The 20,558-nt window shown below is 65.0% G+C and carries 18 protein-coding genes; 7 read left to right on the top strand and 11 right to left on the bottom strand.

Going from position 1 to position 20,558, the window contains the following annotated elements; genetic code table 11:
- Positions 1 to 9: 9 nt before the first annotated feature.
- The 8 genes from DCM79_RS30305 to DCM79_RS30270 all read right to left on the bottom strand — a co-directional run bounded on the left by DCM79_RS30305 (position 10) and on the right by DCM79_RS30270 (position 7,464).
- Complete coding sequence (locus tag DCM79_RS30305; RefSeq protein WP_257177703.1) at positions 10 to 2,952, bottom strand: formate dehydrogenase subunit alpha; 2,943 nt, start codon at positions 2,950 to 2,952, stop codon at positions 10 to 12.
- A 14-nt stretch (positions 2,953 to 2,966) separates the two neighbouring features.
- Complete coding sequence (locus DCM79_RS30300; RefSeq protein WP_008553089.1) at positions 2,967 to 3,176, bottom strand: twin-arginine translocation signal domain-containing protein; 210 nt, start codon at positions 3,174 to 3,176, stop codon at positions 2,967 to 2,969.
- 29 nt (positions 3,177 to 3,205) lie between these two features.
- Positions 3,206 to 3,985: a molecular chaperone TorD family protein gene (locus DCM79_RS30295; RefSeq protein ID WP_257180895.1), complete on the bottom strand. Its 780-nt coding sequence runs from the start codon at positions 3,983 to 3,985 to the stop codon at positions 3,206 to 3,208.
- Positions 3,986 to 4,117: 132 nt separating this feature from the next.
- A complete protein-coding gene (locus DCM79_RS30290; protein WP_257177702.1) occupies positions 4,118 to 4,729 on the bottom strand; it encodes a DUF3306 domain-containing protein in 612 nt (203 codons plus the stop codon).
- The gene (locus DCM79_RS30285; protein WP_257177701.1) at positions 4,726 to 5,241 is read right to left on the bottom strand and encodes a DUF3305 domain-containing protein; all 516 of its coding nucleotides are present in this window, start codon (positions 5,239 to 5,241) and stop codon (positions 4,726 to 4,728) included. The genes DCM79_RS30290 and DCM79_RS30285 overlap by 4 nt, the downstream gene beginning before the upstream one ends.
- Complete coding sequence (locus DCM79_RS30280) at positions 5,238 to 6,245, bottom strand: DUF6352 family protein (RefSeq protein ID WP_257177700.1); 1,008 nt, start codon at positions 6,243 to 6,245, stop codon at positions 5,238 to 5,240. The genes DCM79_RS30285 and DCM79_RS30280 overlap by 4 nt, the downstream gene beginning before the upstream one ends.
- Complete coding sequence (locus tag DCM79_RS30275; protein ID WP_257177699.1) at positions 6,242 to 6,781, bottom strand: DUF6505 family protein; 540 nt, start codon at positions 6,779 to 6,781, stop codon at positions 6,242 to 6,244. The genes DCM79_RS30280 and DCM79_RS30275 overlap by 4 nt, the downstream gene beginning before the upstream one ends.
- Positions 6,778 to 7,464, bottom strand: coding sequence for a biotin/lipoate--protein ligase family protein (locus tag DCM79_RS30270; RefSeq protein ID WP_306556722.1), 687 nt, complete (start codon positions 7,462 to 7,464; stop codon positions 6,778 to 6,780). The genes DCM79_RS30275 and DCM79_RS30270 overlap by 4 nt, the downstream gene beginning before the upstream one ends.
- A gap of 218 nt (positions 7,465 to 7,682) precedes the next feature.
- Here DCM79_RS30270 and DCM79_RS30265 point away from each other — a divergent pair, with 218 nt between their 5' ends.
- The gene (locus DCM79_RS30265) at positions 7,683 to 9,650 is read left to right on the top strand and encodes a 4Fe-4S binding protein (protein WP_257177697.1); all 1,968 of its coding nucleotides are present in this window, start codon (positions 7,683 to 7,685) and stop codon (positions 9,648 to 9,650) included.
- Between the two features lie 81 nt (positions 9,651 to 9,731).
- Positions 9,732 to 9,998: a hypothetical protein gene (locus tag DCM79_RS30260; RefSeq protein WP_257177696.1), complete on the top strand. Its 267-nt coding sequence runs from the start codon at positions 9,732 to 9,734 to the stop codon at positions 9,996 to 9,998.
- Between the two features lie 58 nt (positions 9,999 to 10,056).
- On the opposite strand, the gene DCM79_RS30255 is transcribed toward DCM79_RS30260, so the two are convergent.
- The gene (locus tag DCM79_RS30255) at positions 10,057 to 11,346 is read right to left on the bottom strand and encodes a c-type cytochrome (protein WP_257177695.1); all 1,290 of its coding nucleotides are present in this window, start codon (positions 11,344 to 11,346) and stop codon (positions 10,057 to 10,059) included.
- A gap of 502 nt (positions 11,347 to 11,848) precedes the next feature.
- On the opposite strand from DCM79_RS30255, the gene DCM79_RS30250 reads away from it, so the two are divergent.
- Together DCM79_RS30250 and DCM79_RS30245 are read left to right on the top strand one after the other, a co-directional pair.
- Positions 11,849 to 11,971, top strand: coding sequence for a hypothetical protein (locus DCM79_RS30250; protein WP_257177694.1), 123 nt, complete (start codon positions 11,849 to 11,851; stop codon positions 11,969 to 11,971).
- A gap of 355 nt (positions 11,972 to 12,326) precedes the next feature.
- The gene (locus tag DCM79_RS30245) at positions 12,327 to 13,463 is read left to right on the top strand and encodes a GNAT family N-acetyltransferase (protein WP_257177693.1); all 1,137 of its coding nucleotides are present in this window, start codon (positions 12,327 to 12,329) and stop codon (positions 13,461 to 13,463) included.
- 28 nt (positions 13,464 to 13,491) lie between these two features.
- Here the strand turns inward: DCM79_RS30245 and DCM79_RS30240 are convergent, their stop codons facing one another.
- Positions 13,492 to 14,715, bottom strand: a complete 1,224-nt coding sequence (locus DCM79_RS30240) for an NAD(P)/FAD-dependent oxidoreductase (RefSeq protein WP_257177692.1) — start codon at positions 14,713 to 14,715, stop codon at positions 13,492 to 13,494.
- Positions 14,716 to 15,165: 450 nt separating this feature from the next.
- On the opposite strand from DCM79_RS30240, the gene DCM79_RS30235 reads away from it, so the two are divergent.
- The 3 genes from DCM79_RS30235 (at position 15,166) to DCM79_RS30225 (ending at position 19,464) form a co-directional block, all read left to right on the top strand.
- Positions 15,166 to 16,512, top strand: coding sequence for a lipopolysaccharide biosynthesis protein (locus DCM79_RS30235; RefSeq protein WP_257177691.1), 1,347 nt, complete (start codon positions 15,166 to 15,168; stop codon positions 16,510 to 16,512).
- A gap of 212 nt (positions 16,513 to 16,724) precedes the next feature.
- Entirely contained in the window at positions 16,725 to 17,900 is a 1,176-nt protein-coding gene (locus tag DCM79_RS30230; RefSeq protein WP_257180894.1) for a glycosyltransferase family 4 protein, read from the top strand.
- A 28-nt stretch (positions 17,901 to 17,928) separates the two neighbouring features.
- Positions 17,929 to 19,464: a hypothetical protein gene (locus DCM79_RS30225; RefSeq protein ID WP_257177690.1), complete on the top strand. Its 1,536-nt coding sequence runs from the start codon at positions 17,929 to 17,931 to the stop codon at positions 19,462 to 19,464.
- A 95-nt stretch (positions 19,465 to 19,559) separates the two neighbouring features.
- Here DCM79_RS30225 and DCM79_RS30220 read toward each other — a convergent pair whose 3' ends face one another.
- Complete coding sequence (locus DCM79_RS30220) at positions 19,560 to 20,507, bottom strand: ABC transporter substrate-binding protein (protein ID WP_028135580.1); 948 nt, start codon at positions 20,505 to 20,507, stop codon at positions 19,560 to 19,562.
- Positions 20,508 to 20,558: the final 51 nt, after the last annotated feature.

Below are 20,558 nucleotides of genomic sequence, written 5' to 3'. Positions count from 1 at the left end.
GTGCTCCTCTCAGGCTGCGACGATCTGACAAAGCGTAACCTTCGGCTCCTGCATGCCCGTTGCAGGATCGTAACCGTAGCTGGTGATCGTGTTGGCGCTCTCGCCCAGCACGATCGGATCGGTGCCGGCGGGATAGTTCTTGCGCAGGTCGACGCCGCCGAGCCAGCCGCCGAAATGGAACGGCATCCAGGCGACGCCCTTGCCGACGCGTTCGGTCACCAGCGCCTTCATCCTGGCGCGCGAATTGTTCTCGGCGCCGCTCACCCAGACCCAACCGCCGTCCTTGATGCCCCGATCGGCGGCATCGGCCGGGCTGATCTCGATGAACATGTCCTGCTGCAATTCGGCGAGCCATGGATTGGTGCGGGTCTCCTCGCCGCCGCCTTCGTATTCGACCAGACGTCCGGAGGAGAGGATCAGCGGGAATTGCTTTGCGATGCCCTTCTCCACCGCCGCCTTCTGCACCGAGAAGCCGATATTGGGCAGGCGGAACTGCCTGGCATCGGGCAATGTCGGATATTTCTCGACGAGATCGACGCGCGGCGTGTAGATCGGCTCGCGATGGACCGGGATCGGGTCCGGCAAGCCGAACGCATTCATGCGCGCCTTGCCGTTGCCGAACGGCACGCAGCCGTGCTTCAGCGCGACGCGCTGGATGCCGCCGGAAAGGTCGAGCGCCCAGGACACCGCATCCGGATTGGCCGGGTTGACCCGCTGGATCGTCGCCATTTCGGCTTCGGTCAGATCCGTGTCCCAACCGAGCTTCTTCAGGCTCGCCAGCGTGAACTCGGGATAGCCGTCCTGGATATCCGAGCCCTTGGAGAAGGATTTGTCGGCGAGCAGGCTCACCTTGCGTGTCGTGCCGTCCGGCAGCTTTTCCTCGCGCTCGATACCGAAGCGTGGGCGGAAGGCGCCGCCGCCATCCATGACATGAAGGTTGTTGTTGTAGAGCAGCGGCGAGCCGGGATGCCTCACCTCGGGTGAGCCCCAACACGGCCAAGGCAGGCCGTAATAGTCGCCGCCGACCTCCGGATCGTCCTTCGGCGCGCGCATCGTCACCAGGTCGAACTTGTGCTGGTTCTTCATGTGCGCCTTGATGCGCTCGGGCGACTGGCCGCAATAGCCGGTCGACCAGCTTCCGCGGTTGATCTCGCGCAGCACGTCCTCGGCTACGGGGAGGTTGCTCTCGACCTTGATGTTCTTGAACATCTTGTCGGCGAAGCCGAGCTTCTTCGCCATCAGGTAGATGATCTCGAGATCGTCCTTGGATTCGAAGATCGGCTTGACGATCTGCTCGCCCCACTGCATCGAGCGGTTGGAGGCGACGCGCGATCCCGCGCACTCGAACTGCGTTGCCACCGGCAGGATATAGACGCCGTCCTTGCGCCCGGCCTCGACCGCCAGAGAGGCCCACGTCGTCGGGTGCGGATCGGCGATCACCAGCAGCTCCAGCGCCTTCAGGCCCTTCATCGACTCCGGAATGCGGGTGATGCTGTTGCTGGCGTGGCCTTGCACGAAGACGGCCTTGACGTTGTCCTTCTGCGCGACGTCGGCCTTGGGCAACAGCGCGGCATCGAACCAACGCGTCAGCGGGATGCCTGGGGTCTCCATCTGCTTCTTCTCGTCGAAGCGGGAGACCAGGTACTCGTAATCGACCTCCCAGACCCGCGACCAGTGCTTCCAGGCACCTTCCGCCAGGCCGTAATAGAACGGCAGGGTCACGATATCGAGGCCGACGTCGGTCGCGCCTTGCACGTTGTCATGGCCGCGCAGGATGTTGGCGCCGGCCCCGGCCTTGCCGATGTTGCCGGTCATCAGCAACGCGATGCAGCTCGCGCGCACATTGGCCGTGCCGACGGTGTGCTGCGTCTGCCCCATGCACCAGATGATGGTCGCCGGCTTCACCGTCGCGAACATCTTGGCGACGCGCTCGAGCTGCGCGCCGGGCACGCCGGTGACGCGCTCGACCTCCTGCGGATTCCACTTCTCGACCTCCTTGCGCAGGTCGTCGAAACCGTAGACGCGCTGGGCGATGAACTCCTTGTCCTCCCAGCCGTTCTTCAGGATGTGCCACATCATGCCGTAGAGGACGGGAATGTCGGTGCCGGGACGGATCCGGACATACTCGGTGGCATGCGCCGCGGTGCGGGTCAGGCGCGGATCGAAGACGATGAAGTTCGCCTTGTTGAGCTCTTTGCCTTCGAGCAGGTGCTGCATGCTGACGGGATGCGCTTCCGCCGCGTTGCTGCCGATGAACAGCATCGTCTTGGAGTTGCGCATGTCGTTGATGCTGTTCGTCATCGCGCCGTAGCCCCAGGTATTGGCGACGCCGGTGACGGTGGTGGAGTGACAGATTCGCGCCTGATGGTCGGTGTTGTTGGTGCCCCAGAACGCGCCGAGCTTGCGGAACAGGTAGGAGCCCTCGTTGGTCATCTTGGCCGAGCCGAGCCAGTAGACCGAATCGCTGCCCGACTTCTCCCGGACCTGAAGCAGCTTGTCGCCGATCTCGTTCACCGCCGTGTCCCACGACACGCGCGTCCACTGCCCGTTCACGAGCTTCATCGGATAGCGCAGCCGGCGATCGCTGTGCACGAGCTCGCGCACCGAGGCGCCCTTGGCGCAATGCGAGCCGCGGTTGATCGGCGAATCCCAGCTCGGCTCCTGCCCGATCCAGACTCCATTGAGCACTTCCGCCGTCACGGTGCAGCCCACCGCGCAGTGCGTGCAGATGCTCTTCTTGACCACGGCGCCGGCCGCGAGCGGACCGGCAGCGGCCGCCTCCGCCTTGCGCACGCTGCCGACCGGCATGGTACCGAGCGCAGCAAGGGCGCCGCCGGCAAGGCCGGACCTGCGCAGGAACGTACGGCGGTCAAGTCCGCCGCCCTGGCTTGCGAGGGTTTCGGCGACGGAGCCGCGGCGATCGGACCGCTGGTGTGTTCGCTTGATAAGCACGGGCAGCCTCCCTGTCAGGCCGGATAACGGTTGACGCGGTAGAACGTCTTGACGTGATCGGATTCCTTGTAGCGCGCCTTGCGCTTTTCATCGTTGTTCTCGCTGTCCGCCTGCGCGGACCCGACCAACGGCGTCGCAAGCGTCGCGCCGGCGCCGACCGTGCCGATGCCGACCTTGCGAAGGAAGTCACGGCGTCCGACCTTTGCTTTCGTCTCGTCACTCATCGCATCTCTCCCGGACCGACCCGCGTCGATCAGTTGGCGAATGTGAATGCTTCCGTCTCGATCTCGATGAAGGTGCGCCCGAGCGCGCCGACCGCCCGATAGAAGCGGACGCTGCCGGCACTCTCCATGTCGGCGAACAGCCGCCCCATCCAAGGCGACACGTGCTTTTCGAAGAATGCGCGCTGCACCTCGGGCGAAGCCTCGAAGCTGCCGTCGGCAAGTCCCGACATGATCTCGCACAGGATGGCGGCGTGATCCTCGGGTTCGGAATTGTTGGCGATCCGCTCGATGCCGAGCGCCGTCAGATCGGCGCGCAGGCGCGACAACGGCCGTTCGTTCAGGAAACCCGTCAGGTAATAGGACGCGTAGGGCAACAATTCGCCACGGCCCAGGCCGACGAACAGATCGAAATACTCGCGCTCGACTTGCGCTGCGACCGCGCTCGCGGCCGCGTCGGCCAGCGCCGCATGTGCGCGCCCGAGCGGCGTTGCATCACCCGCCAGCGCAGCGAGTCGATCGAGCAGACGTTTCGACGGAGGCGAAGACAGCAGCGTCGCCAGCAGCGCGTATTCCTGCGCACGCGCGGCATCGACGGGATCGACCGGCTCAGTGGATTTTGCTTGCTCGCAGTAAAGATCGGGCCGCAGGTCGTTTCGGGAAACACCGGTCGCGGTTTCGACGGCGATCACCCGCTGTGCGGGCACGCGAGTCCAGGTCGAGACTGAGGGCTGGCTGATCCCGATTTTGCGCGCAAGCTGAGCGATGCCGCCTGCGGCATCAATCGCGCGATCAAGCCCGTCATCACGCACGTGGACCTCCCATCCAAGTCCCGTCTGCTTGATTATCGCTTTTGTTACAAAGCTGTAGGCAAGCGTAATCCGGGTTCCGCGGACGGTCAATCGTTCCCCATAGGCAAAGCCTATAGCCTTTGGTCGCGTTGCTCAGCGCGGCAGCGCGCCACCATGGGTGCGAGTCCTGATCGGCTCGGCATGGTCGATCGATCGGTCAACCGCCGCCGGTTGCATTGCAACAGGGATTGCCAATGGATCTGTCGCCTCCGGCGGCTCGGCGACATCGGCGGTCGCTACGGCATCGGCCTGAGGCAATTGCGGCGAAGAATCCGCTGCTTCGATCAGGGCATCCGGAGCAGATTGGAGTGCCTCGCGGACTCCGCCGACGACGCGATCGACAAGCGCGGCCAATTCCTCCGAGGAGCAATCCAGTGGCCCAAAGCCCGGCATCGCAGTCGGGTCGTTGAAGTCCCATGCGTTCTCCGCAAGCCCGACGAAGTCGCGAATGGCGGGATCGGTCGCCCAGGCGCGGCGAAGGGCCGCACGGCTCAACTCCTGTGGAACATGCTTGCTCAGGAAGGCGGTGATGTCGGTCGCCGCATTGATCTCGTCGATCGACGGCAGGGTGGAGAGATCAAACTCGCGCTCGGCGTTCTCCGTCTCGGCCGGCGGCGCGGGCTGCGCCTCGGCAGGCTTCGCCGGCTCCGCTCGCGATTTGCGCTTGCGGCGGGACCACCGCGAAAGGAACTCCTCCTCGCTCATTCCTGTCCGCCTTCCGGTTCGCGCCGCGCCAGCGCCTCCGGGTCGGCGCGCCGCCGCTTGCGCTTGACGAACTCTCGCTCGACATGATGCTCGGCGACGAACTTTTCAATTGCCTCAAGCAGCGCCTCCGGCATCGGCACCGCCTCGACGAGATTGTCGGCGGCTTCGGTGAAGCCCTCGCCCTCGGCGGGATCGGCGGTCACCGCCGCAACCGCATAGGGAAAGACGCCTTCCGATGGCGACAGCACGGTCCACAGGCTTGGATTGCCTGAAGCCAGATTGTCGCGATAGCGCGCCGTCTCGGACGGATAGAGCTCGATGGCGGCGCTGCCGGCATAGAACAAGGTCGTGTCGTCCTGCTCGCGAAGCACGGTCCAGGGCCTTGTGGTCGGCTCGTCCGGCAGCACGGCGATCCCGCGCCAGACGAAATCGACCCAGGGCGAGGCGGCCTTGCGCCGCTCGACCACGACGCCGACAGGAATCGAGAGAGTCGGCAGCGCCGCAGGGCTCATGTCGCCATCTCCAGGCGTTTCACCGGCAGCCCGGTCAGCAGATTCTGCGGCTTCAGCCGGAGCTTCTGATCGGGCGTCATCGACAGGAGCAGGTAGACCGGCTCAGCCCCGACATCGTCGAGTGCCTGGGTGGAATCCGCAAAGGTCAGCCGGAACAGCGCGAGCACGCGGTCGGCGCTGCGCTCGTCGAGCTCTTCGCCGCGCCAAAGACGATCGCCAAGCCTGGTGGCGTCGGCGTCGAGCCCGACATACCAAGTCAGCCTGGCGTCCTGCAGCGCCCGCAGCGGCTCGATCGTCACGTCGATGCCGAGCAGATGGGATACCCAGCGCGTCATCGTCAAGGCCAGCGCCGCAGGTCCCCGCCCATCGGGCGTGAGGTCGAGCGCCATGTCGAACTGGTCGCTGCGCTGCCAATAGGCCTGCGCATTGTCCTCGCTCAAGACCTCGACCGTCGCATCAATGGTTGCCCCCAGCATCGACATCAGGGAGAGCACCGGCGTCGGGCTCCGGCCGCCGACGATCTCCTCGTCGCCGAGCAGCAGGGCCTGCTCATGCGGCAGGATGCGCTGGATCCGGAAGAACAGCTCGGCCGCGCGCAGCACGAAGGGATCGTCGCAGCCGTCGAGCGCATTGCGCAGGATGACGTGCACGAGCTGGTTGACGAATAGCGGCGGCAGGTCGTTCGCGCCGGACCGGACGAATGCAAGATAGGCGGCTTCGAGCGTCGGATGCCGCACCAGCAGATCGCGAAACGCCAGCACGAAGCGCCAGTTCTCCCGGGCATCAGCATCGACGATCGCGGCGATCTCGTCAGCGCTGACGATGCGCCGCGGCTGGGCGAGCAATTCGCGGTGCAGCCGGCGTTCGACCTCGCACGCGTCCTCCGGCGGCATCAGCTCCGGACGGGCAAAATAGGCCTTGAGGAACTCATCGGTGACGCGAAGCCCACCGCCCTCGTCGCGATCGAGCAGGTGATGGCCGCATGCGATCCAGAAATCGTTCATCTGATGATCGGCTCCCGGCCCAGATCCGCAAGCTTGAGATCGCCATCGGGCTGGACGTCGTCCTGCATTTCCATGAACGAGAACGCCTTGCTGTGCCCCTGCCCTTCGCGGAGCTGCAGCCGGCGGAAGGATTCGCGCACCTCGCCAGCGCTCGAGCTGCGGTGCACTGCAATAAGCGAACTGATCGGATGGCTGCAGAGCGATTGCGCGAATGCGACCTCCTCTTCCGCGGCAGCCCTCGCAACAGCCATGTCCGGCGCGCCGAAACGATCGACGAGCTGCCTCGCCAGGAGATCGACCAGGCTGCGGTAGTCGTCTTCCGTCGCCGGAACGACCTGCGCCAGCGTCGACCAGCCCCAGGACTGCACCCCGAGGAAGCCGCCGCGAAACGCCGCACGCGGCTTGCCTTCCAGCTTCGATCCGTCGCAGTCCCAGAAGCGGAAAGCGCCGGAGACGGCCCATTCGCCCGGCTCCGCCGCCAAATCGAATATGAAGGTGTCGGAGGGATCGAGTGCGATGGTGCGCAGGAGCTTCATAGGCGTGGCCCTCCGAGAGCCGGATCGAGCCAGGATGGCGTCGCGAGCGCCTGCACGAGATCGTTCCTTTCGGTCTTGTCCATGCCGAGGCGGCGCGTGAGCAGATCGCCGCGATCATCAATGCGCTGAATGGTCTGCCTTTCACGCGGCATCCGCGTGAGATAGTCGCGCGCGAGGCTGTCAAAGCCATCGACGCGCCAGCCGTCAAGCGCCAGCATCAGGTGGCGGGCGAAGCTCTCCGTGATCTGCGCCGCGCCGGCCTCGCCAAAGCCTTCCTGATCCAGGGCCGAGGCCAGCGGGTGAGCGCCCGGTTCGTCATCATTCATGGCAACGGTCCGGATCATGGCTGCGAATACCAGCCAGGGCGGCGGCGTATCCTCGTCGGCATCGGACGGCCACCCCATCCGGCCGCCGCCGACCAGCCCGCCATCGATCCTGACGGCATCCGGCCAGCCGATCGTGATAGGCTTGCTCGGCGGCGCATAGGCGCGAAGTGCATCGGTGAGCGCGACCATGCCGGCGTAGAATGCGCGCCGCGCGCTGCGCAAGGGCTCGGCCGGCTCGAGCACGACGGCGAACTCTGCGAGGTCGAAGCGGCCGACATAGACGAGCGTGCCGGCGCCGCTTTCCGGTGCAATGCGGCATGCGTGGGCAAAGGCGTCGCCGCTCTCACGCAGCCGCACCAACGTGAACGGCGGCGGTAGGTGAATCGGTTCCGCTAGGGAAACATGGCTCACTGGGGTCGACGGCAGGCCGTCCTCCGCTTTCCTTTTCTTCCCGATGGATAATGTCTATACGAGACGAGAGGCCGGCGCGAGTCCGCCGCCGGCGTCCGAATGGCGGAGGGATTGACCTGGAGCAGCCAGCGAAGACCGTCCTGATCTGCTCGTGCGAAGGCACGATGCGCCTCGACGCGGCCGCGATACGGCGCGGATGTCCGGGCAGCGAGATCAAGAGCTTCAGCCATCTCTGCGGTGCGGAGCTCGATCATTTCCGCAAGATCGCGGCGGCAGAAGGCGCCTTGACCGTCGCCTGCACGCAGCAGGCGGCGCAATTCTCGGACGAGGCCGGCAACCGGGGGGATGCGATCAGTTTCGTCAATATCCGCGAAACCGCCGGCTGGTCGCGCGACGGTGCGCGCGCCGGCGCGAAAATGGCGGCCCAGCTCGCGTCTGCTTCCGTCCAGGCACCGGACTATCCGCTTCTCACCTTGTCGAGCGAGGGCGTGGTCCTGATCTACGGACGCGATGAGGCCGCGATCGAGGCCGGCCGCCTGCTTGCCGATCATCTCGACGTCACCGTGATGCTGAAGCAGCTCGACGATACGGTGCCGCCCGCGACGGTCTTCCCGATCGTGAAGGGGACGATCCGCTCCGCGAAGGGGCATTTCGGCGCCTTCGAGCTTGCGATCGACGATTATGCGCGTCCCCGCCCCTCCTCGCGCGATCGCCTCGTGCTGGATGCGGCGCGAAGCGGTGTCACCTCGCGCTGCGACATCGTGCTCGATCTTTCCGGCGATATGCCGCTGTTTCCCGCTCACGATTTGCGCGACGGCTATCTTCGCGCCGACACCAAGGATCCCGCTGCGGTGCTGCGCGCCGTGCTGACAGCCCGCGATCTCGTCGGCAGCTTCGACAAGCCGAAATATGTCGATGTCACGCCCGCTATTTGCGCCCATTCGCGCTCGAAGCGCACAGGCTGTCATCGCTGCCTCGATCTCTGCCCGACCGGGGCGATCACGCCCGTCGGCGATCATGTCGCGATCGACCCGAATATCTGCGCGGGCTGCGGCCAATGCGCCGCCGCCTGCCCGACCGGCGCTGCATCTTACACGCTGCCGCCCGCCGACACGCAGCTGCAGCGAATTCGCGCCATGTTGCTCGCCTACCGCGAGGCGGGCGGCGCGAACGCGGTGCTGCTGTTTCACGACGGCCCGCACGGCACGCCGCTGATCGATGCCCTGGCACGTCACGGCGACGGCTTGCCGGCGAACGTGCTTCCCTTTGCCGTCAACGAGCTCACGCAGCTCGGGCTCGAGGCGATCGTCGGCGCCTTCGCCTACGGCGTATCCGCCGTACGCTATCTGCTGCGCGCCAAGCCGCGCCACGATGTGAGCGGATTGGTGCAGACGATCGGCATGGCCGAGGCGATCCTCAGCGGTCTCGGATTTTCCGGCCGCCGTCTCGCCACCATCGAAACGGACGATCCCGACGCGCTTAGCGAGCATTTGACCGGCATCGGCCCCCTCGCCGCCGTCGCAACGCCCGCAACCTTCAAGACCGTAGGAAAGCGGCGCGACCTCTTGCGCTTCGGGCTGAGCGAGCTGCATCGTCTGGCGCCGCAGCCGGTCGACGTGATCGCGCTGCCGCAGGGCGCGCCGATCGGCGCGATCCGCGTCGACGCCAGCGGCTGCACGCTGTGCCTTTCCTGCGTCTCGGCCTGCCCGACCGGCGCGCTGCGGGACGATCCCGATCGGCCCATGCTGAAGTTCATCGAGGATGCCTGCGTGCAATGCGGGCTGTGCCAAAGCACCTGTCCCGAAAAGGTCATCAGCCTGGAGCCGCAGATCGATTTTCGCGCGGCCCGCGCGCCCGCCGCCGTTCTCAAGGAGGAGGAGCCCGCGCTCTGCATCCGTTGCAGCACGCCGTTCGGCGTGAAGAGCACGATCGACCGCATCGCAGCCAAGCTCGAGGGCCGCCATTGGATGTATCCGGCCGGCGACAAGCTGGTCGAGACGCTCAGGATGTGCGCGGACTGCCGCGTCATCGTCACGAGCGAGCAGCAATTCGATCCATTCAAGGGCGTTCCGCAACGAACACCGCCGCGGACGACGGACGACTATCTACGCCAGCGCGAGGGCAAGGACTAGACAAGACCGCCAGACATCAGGGGCAGGAAACCAGGGGGAAGCATCACCATGTCTCGTTTGATCACAGCTCTGTCGACGTGCATGATTTCCATCGCTCTCGCCGGCGGCGCGGCCGAAGCTGCCGCTCCGCCGCTGACCAAGGCACAGAAGGTCGCCCTGAAGCAGGCGATCGTCGGCTGCAAGGCCGAAGCCAAGGGCAAGAAGGTCGCGTGGCTGTCGCGCCGCAAATACGTCAACCATTGCGTCGCGGAAGCGCTCAAGGAGCATCCCGGCATCGACGTCATTCAGATCCTCAAGCAACATCCGGAGATGAAGGATCTTCCGATGGACAATTGGGATTCGATCTGAGGCCGCGGTTGCTCATGATCTCTCCGGAAAACCGCTGCGCACTTTTCCGGCGCATGCTCTAGCGCGACGTCACCCGGCCGAGGAAATCGGTGAGCGCGCGGCGATCCTCGGCCGAGCCGATGCGCTGCTCCGGCATCTTGGTGCCGGGGGTATAGGCGTTCGGCCCGATTTCGAACAGCTTCGCAACCGTCTCCGGCGTCCAGATGATGTCCATCGTTTTCAGGGCATCGGAGAAGCGGTAGCCCGGCAGCGACGCGATCTTGCGGCCATACAATCCGGCAAGCGTCGGACCTGCGCGCTGCACCTCCTTCTCCGACAGCGTATGACAGGCAACGCACGCCCGGAACACATCGGCACCATGATCGCCGGCATAGGCGGCGAGCGGATCGGGCGGCGATCCTGCCAGGATCGAGCCGATGGGCTCGCCGGTGCGCGCATTCCAGCGTCTGATCTTGCCGTCCGCGCCACCCGTCAGCAGCGTCTCGCCATCCGGCATGAAGGCCACCGACCATACCGGCAGTCCAGGTCCGATCAATGTTCGCAGCAGGCTGCGCGACCTGCGATCGATGATCGCCACTGTGCCGCCGATGCCGGCCGCGGCAATCAAGGCGCCGTCCGCCGATAGTGCCAAAGCCACCACGGGCGTGGGACCGGCCGCGACCTCGCCGCTGACTTTGCCCTCCCCGGTCAACATGCGCAGCTTGCCATCGACCGCAGCCGTGACGATCTCACCATCCGGCGCCACGGCCACGGCGTTCAGCGGCGCCGGCAAGGTCACGATCTCGGACTGACCTTCCGGCAAACGCCAGATGCGCAGCGCAAGATCGTAGCCGACGCTGACAAGCCTGCCGTCCGGCGTGAAGGCGACGGCGTTGACGTTCTGCGAATGCCCTTCGAGCACACGCGACGTGCCGTCCGATAGCGACCAGAGCCACACCGTCCGATCCCACGATGCCGAGGCGAGCAGCGATCCATCGGGCGAGACGGCAAGCGCCACGATCGGCGCGGCATGCCCCTCCAGCACGCGGTCCGGCTGCGGCCGGCCCGCCGTCCACAGCGCAATCCGTGCGTCCGCGCCGGCCGTGATCATGCGGCGGTCCTTCAGCAGGGCGACCGCATTGACGCCATCCGCATGATACCGAAGAACATGCACTGCGCTGTCCGTCCTGAGCGACCAATGGATCGCGGACGTGTCGAAGCTGCCGGACAGAAGCTCGTCGCCGTCGGCGGAAACGGCAAGCGCCCGTATCGGGCCACCGTGTCCCGCCATGTCGGCGTGCGCGGATGCGACGGCAAAGACGGCCCACAGTGCGGCGGCCAACTTCGCGCACAAAGGTGATCTGGTCATTCCTGGCCGGCCCTGGTCACATCCACGCTCCCAAGATTGCCAGAAGAGCCGGCCAAGATGAATATCGGAACCGGCCTACTTGGCCGGCGCCGTCGTGGTTTTCGACGACCCCTCCGGTGCAGCCTGCATTCCAGGCGGGCTCTGACCTTGCGGACTTTCGGCGGGCGCGCCACCCGATCCCGTATTGATCGGACCGGTCCAGCCTTGCGGCTGGAGCTGGCCCTTGTCCTCGGGCGGGGTTTGCGCAGCCGATGAGCCGGATTGGGCGGGCTGCGCCCAGACGCTTCCGGAAAGGCAAAGGGCTGCGAGGCACAAAGACGTTGTCAGCAATTTCACGCGGAATCCTCCCATGTCCGTACTGAAATGGGCCAAGCCGCCTTCCGTTCCGAAGCGTGCACCGCAATAACCGACTTTTGGCAGCGCCCGGACGCTGGTTTCCGGCTGGTCACACCAAGGATGTATCGTATAGATGGCTTGATGTTCCGATCGAGAGAGTCTGAAGATGAAGGCTTTTCTGCTTGGCTGTGTCGCGGCCGTCCTGATCGCGATTGCGGGGATGATGATCTTGAACAGAGTCCAGGAGCCCGCCGCCCAAGCGTTTGCGACGACCAGCGTGCGCCTCTGAGATCGCGCCAATAGCTGGATCGATTCCTCGCGACACGCTTTTCGGGCTCATGCCGACATTGTGACGCCGCGCAACCGCCGATCGCTCGTCACGGCGATCAGCCGCAACTTGCTCGCATGGCGCAATTGCAGGATCGTGCCGCTGCAATCCTCGCGGTCGAGGTCGATGAACCGGCGGGATCGGGACGCGATACCCAAACGGATCCGAGATTTAAGAGTTTGGTAACGATACCAACATGGTTGAACGCATTGATGCAAATCGCACAGGGCTGGTGTCTCGCCCGTAACGAGCCTGCTATATAGCGCAGCGACGGTTCGATCGATCTTCGCGAATTGCCCGGTGTCCTTGATTGCGCATGAACAAGCCTAGCAACACGTTCGACATCGTCATCGAGCAATCGTTCGACTTTCTGTCACCGGAATATGCCGAGCTGTTCGATCGCTCGGCCGCGACCGCGTTCCAGCATCCGGTCTGGCTGCACAGCCTCTACACCAAGCTCGCCTCGGATGCCGGCGCGACAGCGCTGGTCGTCGTGGTCCGCACGCGCGCGACGGGGGCGCTTGCGATGGTGCTGCCACTGCTGCGGATCCGGCGCGGGCCGATCCGAACGGTCGAGTTTGCCGATTTGCGCGTCTCCGATTATCTGGCACCGGTTTGCAGCCCGGAGGTGTTCTCGCAACTGCTCGACGACGCGGAGGCATGCGCGGAGATTCGGCGCCTGGTTCGCCCTTTCGATCTGCTGCGCATGACCAAGCTGCCCGACGCGCGGCTTCCGATCGAAAAACTCCTGGCTGCGTCGCGCCGCGTGTCGATGGACACCAATGCCTACGCGACGGTTCTCGTCGCACCGTTCGAGCAATGGCGGGCCAGCGCGATTGATCGCTCCTATCAGAAGGAGCTTGCAAAGAAATATCGCCAGCTTCAGAAGAAAGGCGCGCTGAGCTTCTCATGCTGCACCGACGGCGCCTCCGTGCTCGAGGCACTGGAGGTGATGAAGAAGTTTCGCGGTCCGCGCTTTCAGGCACAAGGCGACGGCGACCTGCTTCAGCGCCCCGAATATTTCGGCTTCTATTCCGACGTCGCTCTTCGTAGCCTCGGCAGCTTCGTGCGCCTCTACGCCATGAAGATGGACGGCGAAGTGATTGCTGCTGTGCTCGGACTGTGCCATCGGGGCAGCTTCCTCGTCATCATGAGCGCCTTCGACATTGCCGGGTACAAGAGCCAGTCGATCGGCGCACAGATGTTCGAGCAGGTGGCGCGGGATTGTATCGAGCGCGGCGACCAGATGCTCGATTTCACCATTGGTGACGAGCCATACAAGAAATTGTTCGGCGGACAGCCGTCGCCGATGTGGGCGGTCACGCAGGCCGGCAGCCCGGCAGGCGCCATCGCCCTGTTCGCGCTGAAGCAGGCGCCATGGCTCAAGCTGGCGGCGAAGCGGCTAGCGGACTTGCGGCTCCTGCCCGCCCGCACGCCGACGCCCACGCGCTGATCCGTCGGCAGACAAAGGGCCACAAGACTCAGGCGCGCAGCGCGCCGCGAACGCGCCCGAGCCAGCCCGGATGCATCTGATCGACACGATGTGCAAGGCTGCGGCGCAGGAAGTGCAACCGGCGCCGGACATCCCAGCCGATATCGTCGCGGGACGTCAGGGCCTGGCGGAAGCGCGCCATCTTCAGCGACTGCTGGTCCGCCGCGATCTTGTCGCGATCGGAATAGAACTGCGAAATCTTCTCCTGGCCCATGCCTGATGTCATGAGCCATCGCGGCGCATATTCGGTGCACAGACGATCGACGTCCACCAGCAGGCGCGCGACGCCGGTGCCGGCGGCAGGACAATTGGTCTGGAATGCATCGCCGATGAGCACGACGCCAGGCTGCAGGTGTCCCTCGACGACGGTCAGATCCATCACCCAGTTCTGGACCCGGCCGATGACGCGGAAATCGCCGAGATAGGGCCGCAATCCCGGCAGCAGGCGCAAGACCGTCGCCTCCGGCTCGCGACGCAGCTCGCGCATGATCGGATCGGTCGGGTCGCGGAACATGAAGAGATTGGCCCGCATGCCGGCGCGGACGGGAAACAGGCTGAGATAGTCGATGCCGTCCGCCGTGCGCTCGCCGTAGCAGGTCAGCGCCTCGAAATCGAACGGGCGACCGTCCTGGCGGACGATCGTGAAGCCGAACGACACCGAATGGCGCTCGGCCAGCACGCGCCGTCTGATCCCGAGCTTGTAAGCGACAGCTTCCGACATGCCTGTGGCGAGAACGACGAGGCGCGCGGTCACGCGCCGTCCGGAGGCCAGTTCGAGATGCTGGACGTCGTCGCTGCAACTGATCGCAGTAACCTCGTCGACGATCAGGCCGGACGGATCGGGCATCTGGCTGCGCGCCATGGCCACGAGATCAGCATAGGGAAAGCCGTAGGCCTGACCGACGCTGACATCGACCACCTTGCCTTCCCGGATATTGAGCACCTGATCATATCGACAGGCAACATTCTCAAGCGCGTCGAGGAAGCCCAGCTTGCGGAGCATCGCCAATTGATGCCCGCCGATCTTCTCGACCCGGAATTCGTCCGGATAGATCGCGCGCTTGTCGATCAGGGCAATGCGGTGCCCTGCCCGCGCCAGCACGGCCGCCGCAAGCGATCCCGCAAGGCCGCCGCCGACGATCGCGATGTCGGCATCGATCCTCGAAGTGCCGGCTTTGGCGATCGGCTCGGTCCCGGTTCTGTCCGCCGTCATGATCCAAGGCTCCCACGGTCAACTAAAGTCGCACGTGCAATTCTCCGGCCTGATGTCGCATCGCAGGACCAAACGCGATCATTTCTCGCTATCGAGGTTAACGGAGCTGCGAGCCGGCTGTCGCGACGATGGCCGGCACGCCTCTTGCTCGGGATTCCCGTAACTTCGGGCGTCGGGAAACGCGGGCGGGCCAACCCGCATTCGAACGACCGATCTCGCCGTTATCGGCCGTCGATAAGGCGCTACGCCTTCATTCGGTCCGGTCAGGCCTGCTCTATTTGAGACAACGAGGACGGCGATGTTTCACAGTGAAGCAATTGGAACCAAGAGGTTGATGTCGCCGGCAAGATCCCGCTTGCCACCCATTAACACTCGCGGTTTTTCCGCATGCTAGATTGCCGTCGGCGTCCGAACACGTCCTCTCAGGAGAGAGCAGCTCCTTAAACTTCCATGATCGAATCCATCCTTCAATTGTTGCGGCGTGACGTCACGCGCGGTGTGGTCGGAACCATCCTCCTGAAGGTTGGCAGCGGCGCACTTGCGTTTGCGCTGTTCTCGCTGGCGGCACGAACGATGTCGCCCGATGGCTTCGGCATTTTCGCGACCTGGCTTTCGGTGGCCCAGATCGCCGCGGTAGTGGGACTGGTCGGCCAGGAATCGCTGCTGGTGCGCTTTCTGAACGAGTACCAGGTCGGCGGCAGGCTGGATCTCACCAAAGGCGTCCTGCTGTCGAGCTTCAAGATCACCTCGATCGCCATGCTGATCGTGATCGCCGGCATTGCCATTGCAGCGCACATGAGGGGCGATTGGTGGGTGCTCATCCTGGCGGTGTCGGCCTATACGGCCGTGAATGCCGGCATAATGCTCGGCAGCCAGGTCGCACGCTCGCTGGTCAGCATTCTCATGGGCGAAGGAAATCGCGAGTTCTTCTGGCGGGCCATCGTCGTGGCCTTCCTGCTCGCCGTGCTGCTCGCACACCGGCAACTCGATCCCGCCGAGTTGTTCGCTGTGATGACCATTGCCATGTCGGTCAGCCTGGCGTCGCAGATCATTTCGGTCGTCCGTGTGCTGCCGGATCTGCGCGGCACGCCGGCACGCTCGGAAACGTCGCGCTGGAGGTCCAGCGCCCTGCACTTCTGGATCGCATCCATCCTCGAGGTCGCCAACCAGTATTTCGACGTCATCTTGGTTTACTGGATGCTGGATTCCACGACGGCCGGCATCTACTTTGCCGCCTCGCGCCTCGCCAACATCTTCGCCATGGTCTCCGCGGCGCTGTACACGTTCGGCGCGCGTCGGCTGCCCTCGCTGTACTTCAGCAAGAATCATCGGGAGTTCGAGCGGACCCTGCGGTTGATGGCGGAGGTGACCGCGCTGTGCGTGGCCGCCGGACTCGCCACGGTCTGGATCGGCGGCACCCATCTCCTCAATTTGTTCGGCCCCCATTTCACCGAACAGCATTCCGTCTTGATCGTGCTTGCGATCGGAACCGCCATCCAGGCCGCGGGCGGCCCCGCCGCTGCGATCCTGCAGCTGACAGGCCACGAACGAATCTATGTTCCCGTCGTGGCCGCGAACGTCGCACTGCGGCTCGTGGGATTTCTCGTCCTCATTCCCTGGCTCGGCCTGCTTGGCGCGGCGATTTCCGCCACGGTGTCGCTGACGCTCGCGACCATTGCCCTGAACGTGATCTGCCGTCGGCGCTCAGGGGTCGATCCCTCAATTCTGGTGCTGTTGCGATTCAGCGCCATCAAACGCGGCAACTATGCCGTTCGCGGCGCCGACTCCGGCGACTAGCTCGCGTTCACGCATCGGCGCCGCGCAAGATCGATTGGTTAACGCGCTTGCGGCGCAGCGTCCGGGAACCAGCGAAATAACTGCGTGATCGATGTCGGCGGTCGCGCCTCGCATTAACTCCGTTTGCGGCTAGCCGGTGTTCGCGCGATGCCCGCATGATAGGTACGGAGTTAAGAAGGTGAAGATTTCGTTTCTTGAGCGGATCGGGAGCCGTGCTGCACTATCAGCCGAACAAGGACTTGGGCGAGCCGACTGCGACCGCACCCGCGCGGTCGAACCATGTCGGACCAAAGCCGCACGTGCTGCTCGCGCAAACCCAGGCCGAGAACGCCGGCGCGCAGGAGATCTCCAGGCTGCTCGGCGCCGGACTGACCGCGCGCGGCTACCGCGTCACCAACCTGTTCTTCTTCCGTAAATCCGATTCGTTCGACGAGCCGCCCGACACGCTCTATTGCGCGCCGAGCCGGCCGGGCAATCCGGTCGCGCTGCTCCGGATGCTGTGGACGCTCGGCCGTCACATCAGGACCATCAGGCCCGACGCCGTCCTGACGTTCCAGCATTTCGGCAACGTCATCGGCGCCGGCATGACGCGCCTCGTCAGCCGCGCCCCTGTCGTCGCCAATCAGGTTTCATCCGCGCTGGCCATGAGCCGGCCGGTCCGCACCGCCGACATCGTCATGGGCAGCCTCGGCTTCTTCGACCGCATCACGCTCAATTCGAAGGACATGGAGCGCGAATATTCGCGTTACCCCGCAGCCTACCGATCGCGCATGGTGCACGTGCCGCACGGCTTCGACGACAAGGCCCTCACCCTGTCGAAGGACGCTGCACGGCAGACATTCAATCTGCCGGGTGATCGCGTCCTGCTCGGCTGCGCCGCGAGGCTGCATCCGCACAAGCGGCTCGACCTGGCGATACGTCTGTTGCCGGATCAGCCGTCCTGGCATCTCGCCCTCGCCGGCCAGGGCGCCGACGAGGCCCGGCTGAAGCTGCTGGCGGATGAACTGAAGGTCTCCGACAGGCTGCATCTGCTCGGCGAGATTCCCCCCAGCCGGATGGCGGACTTCCTCGCCTGTCTCGACGTGTTCGTGTTCCCGACACAGGCCGAAACCTTCGGCTTGGCCGCGGTCGAGGCTGCCAACGCCGGTGTTCCCTCCGTCGTGACCGATCTTCCCGTCCTGCGCGAAGTGCTGTCCTACGAAGGCAAGCCGACTGCGCTCTTCGTCGATGCCTCCGAGCACACAAAGCTCGCGGCGGCCGTCTCCAGTCTGCTGACGGACCAAGATTTGCGCGAGGCGCTGCGACAAAACGCCAAAGGCCTGAGGCTGCGCTATTCGGTAGATGCCATGGTGGAGGAATACGTTCGTATTCTCGACGAGGTCATTTGACCTGAAACCTTGGATAGATCGGCTCGACATGATCATCGAGTTTCGCTGTGAACGGGACTACGCGCGGCAGTGGATGAGCCGCGAGACGCTGTCGATCGACGGCCGCGATGTTCCGGTTCAAATCGCGTGGACGGCAAATGCCGAGCCGCGGCCCGCAGGCCTCGACACCCTTTTCGAGCTCGAACGCGTGGTGTTGCACAGAGGTAAGCCCAGCGGCGCCAACAGGCTCGACGTCATTCCGCAGCCGACGCAGGCTCATACCGAGACCGCCGACGTGATCGTCGATTTCACCGGCGGCGCGCGCGATCCCGGCAGCGCCGCCCGGCTGTATCTCCGTCCGCTGTTCAACGGAGTTGCAGGCGAGAATGCCGCGCTCGCCGCCATTCTGGCCGGCGACCTGCCGGTGATCGAGATCATCAACGAGGTCGACGGCTCGGTCGTCGATCGCGGCCATCCATCCGGCGAAATTGCCGCGGGCCTCAGCGGCGCGCTCGAAACCGTCATGGCGCGAACCCTGACCATGGTGGCGGCGATCCTGTCGGGACGGCCGCGCATCGTGCCGCAACTGGCGCGCCCCGCCGGAGCAGGCGTCGGCCGGCAGCCGACGGCCTATGTCGTGCGCGGCCTCGCCGTATCGATCGCCAAGGAGATCTATCGTCTCTGCTGCTATGCCCCGCATTGGCATGTCGGATGGCGCTTCAACGACGGCGCGGGGGTCTGGCAGACCGGAGATCTCTCAGGTCCGGGCTGGAACGTTCTCAAGGATCCCGGAAACCACTTCTACGCCGATCCCTTTCCGATCACATGGCAGGGACGAACATTCGTCTTCTTCGAGGACCTCGATCACCGCGTCGGAAAAGGCATCATTTCGGCGGTCGAGTTCGATGACAACGGACCGGTCGGCGAGGCCGTGCCGGTGCTGGAGGAGCCCTGGCATCTCTCCTATCCGTTTCTGATCGAACACGACGGCGCCTTGTGGATGATCCCGGAGAGCTCGACCCACGGCGACGTCGCCCTCTACAAATGCGTGCGCTTCCCAGACAAATGGGAGCGGCACGCGACGCTGCTGTCCGGTCTCGAGCTGGCCGACGCGACGATCACGCAGCACAACGGCCTGCATTATCTGTTCGGCGCCTGGCGCGACGGCACCGGCGGCTACTCGGATTCGCTGGCGATCTATTACGCGGAGCACCTCCTGGGCCCCTGGCTGCCGCATGCCAGCAATCCGGTCCTGATCGACCGCGCGAGCACGCGGCCGGCAGGGAATTTCGTCACCATCAACGACAAATTGTGGCGCCCGGTCCAGAACTGCGCCGACGGATACGGCGCGGCGCTCGCGCTGGCGGAAGTGGTCGAACTGTCGCCGACGGCCTTCAGGCAGACCGTGCGCCATTCCCTGAAGCCCGGACCGGCGTGGCCCGGCAGGAAGCTTCACACCCTGAACCGCTGCGGCCGGCTCGAGGTGATCGACGGCTCGCGCGTCCAACCCAAGACCCGCGCTCTTGCGAGCAAGTCTCCGTCGACCGCGTTGCCCGCGCGAGCCAATCCGTCCGCCGCGCGCTGACGCGGATCAGCGCGTGTCAGCTATCACGATACGGGCGGCGTGCATCAAGCACACCGCCCGCTGTCTCGTCGTCTGCACGTCAACAGGGGCGGCGCTTACTGCGAACGATCCGAGGTCCAGCCCTTGTACTGAGCGACGTTGTCCCTGGTCACGAGCTTGGACGGCAAGAGCTCGACGGTGGAGGCCGGCTTCTGGCCATTGAGGATACCGACGCCGACCTGCACGGCCCGCCGCGCCATGAAGAACGGGTCCTGCGAAGCCGAGGCCTGGATCTGCGGCGACTGCGGATCCTTCAGCGCGGCCTCGATATCGGGCGCGCCGTCGACCGCGGTGATGATGATGCCGCTGCGGTTTTGCTGGCGCGCCGCAAGGTCGGTGCCGATCGCCTGCGGGTCGTTGATGGCGAAGATGGCGTCGATCTTGGGGAAGCGGGTCAGATAGCCCTGCGCGACGGTGAGGCCGCCTTCGCGCGAGCCTTTGCCGTCCTGGTCGCTGGACAGCACCTTGATGCCCGGATTCTTCGACAAGACGTTCTTGCAGCCGACGACGCGGTCGATCACGGCGGAGACCTGCGGCCCGTTCTCGATGATGACGTCGCCCTTGCCGCCGAGCTTGTCGACGATGTACTGGCAGGAGATCTCGCCGGCCTGCACGTTGTTCGTGGTCACGGTGGCATCGGCGCCTTCGGCCGCGGTATCGACCGCAACGACGACGATGCCCGCGGCTTGCGCCTTCTTGATCGCCGGCCCGATCGCCTTGGGATCGCCGGGATTGAGCAGGATCAGATCGACGCCGGCGGCGATGAAATTGTCGATCTGGGTGACCTGCTTGCCGAGATCGTATTCGAAGCCGACCGTGGTGATCTTCACGTTGGGATTGGTCTTCTTTGCCTCGAACTCGGCGCCCTTCGACAACGCCACAAAGAACGGGTTACCCATCGACCCTAGCGAGACGCCGATCGACTTAAGCTCCTTGGCCGAGGACGGCGCGGTGCTGAGAACAAGCGCCGTCGCGGCGCCGGCGAGCATGATCGTCTTCAACATGGACTTCCTCCCTGGTCTGTCTTTTTTCCCGGCACGGCAGACCAGTTGCCG

The sequence above is a fragment of the Bradyrhizobium sp. WBOS07 genome, from assembly GCF_024585165.1.
GTDB lineage: Bacteria > Pseudomonadota > Alphaproteobacteria > Rhizobiales > Xanthobacteraceae > Bradyrhizobium > Bradyrhizobium japonicum_B.
The sequence above is the reverse complement of the archived record's forward strand: the minus strand, read 5'-3'. Positions and strand labels throughout refer to the sequence as shown.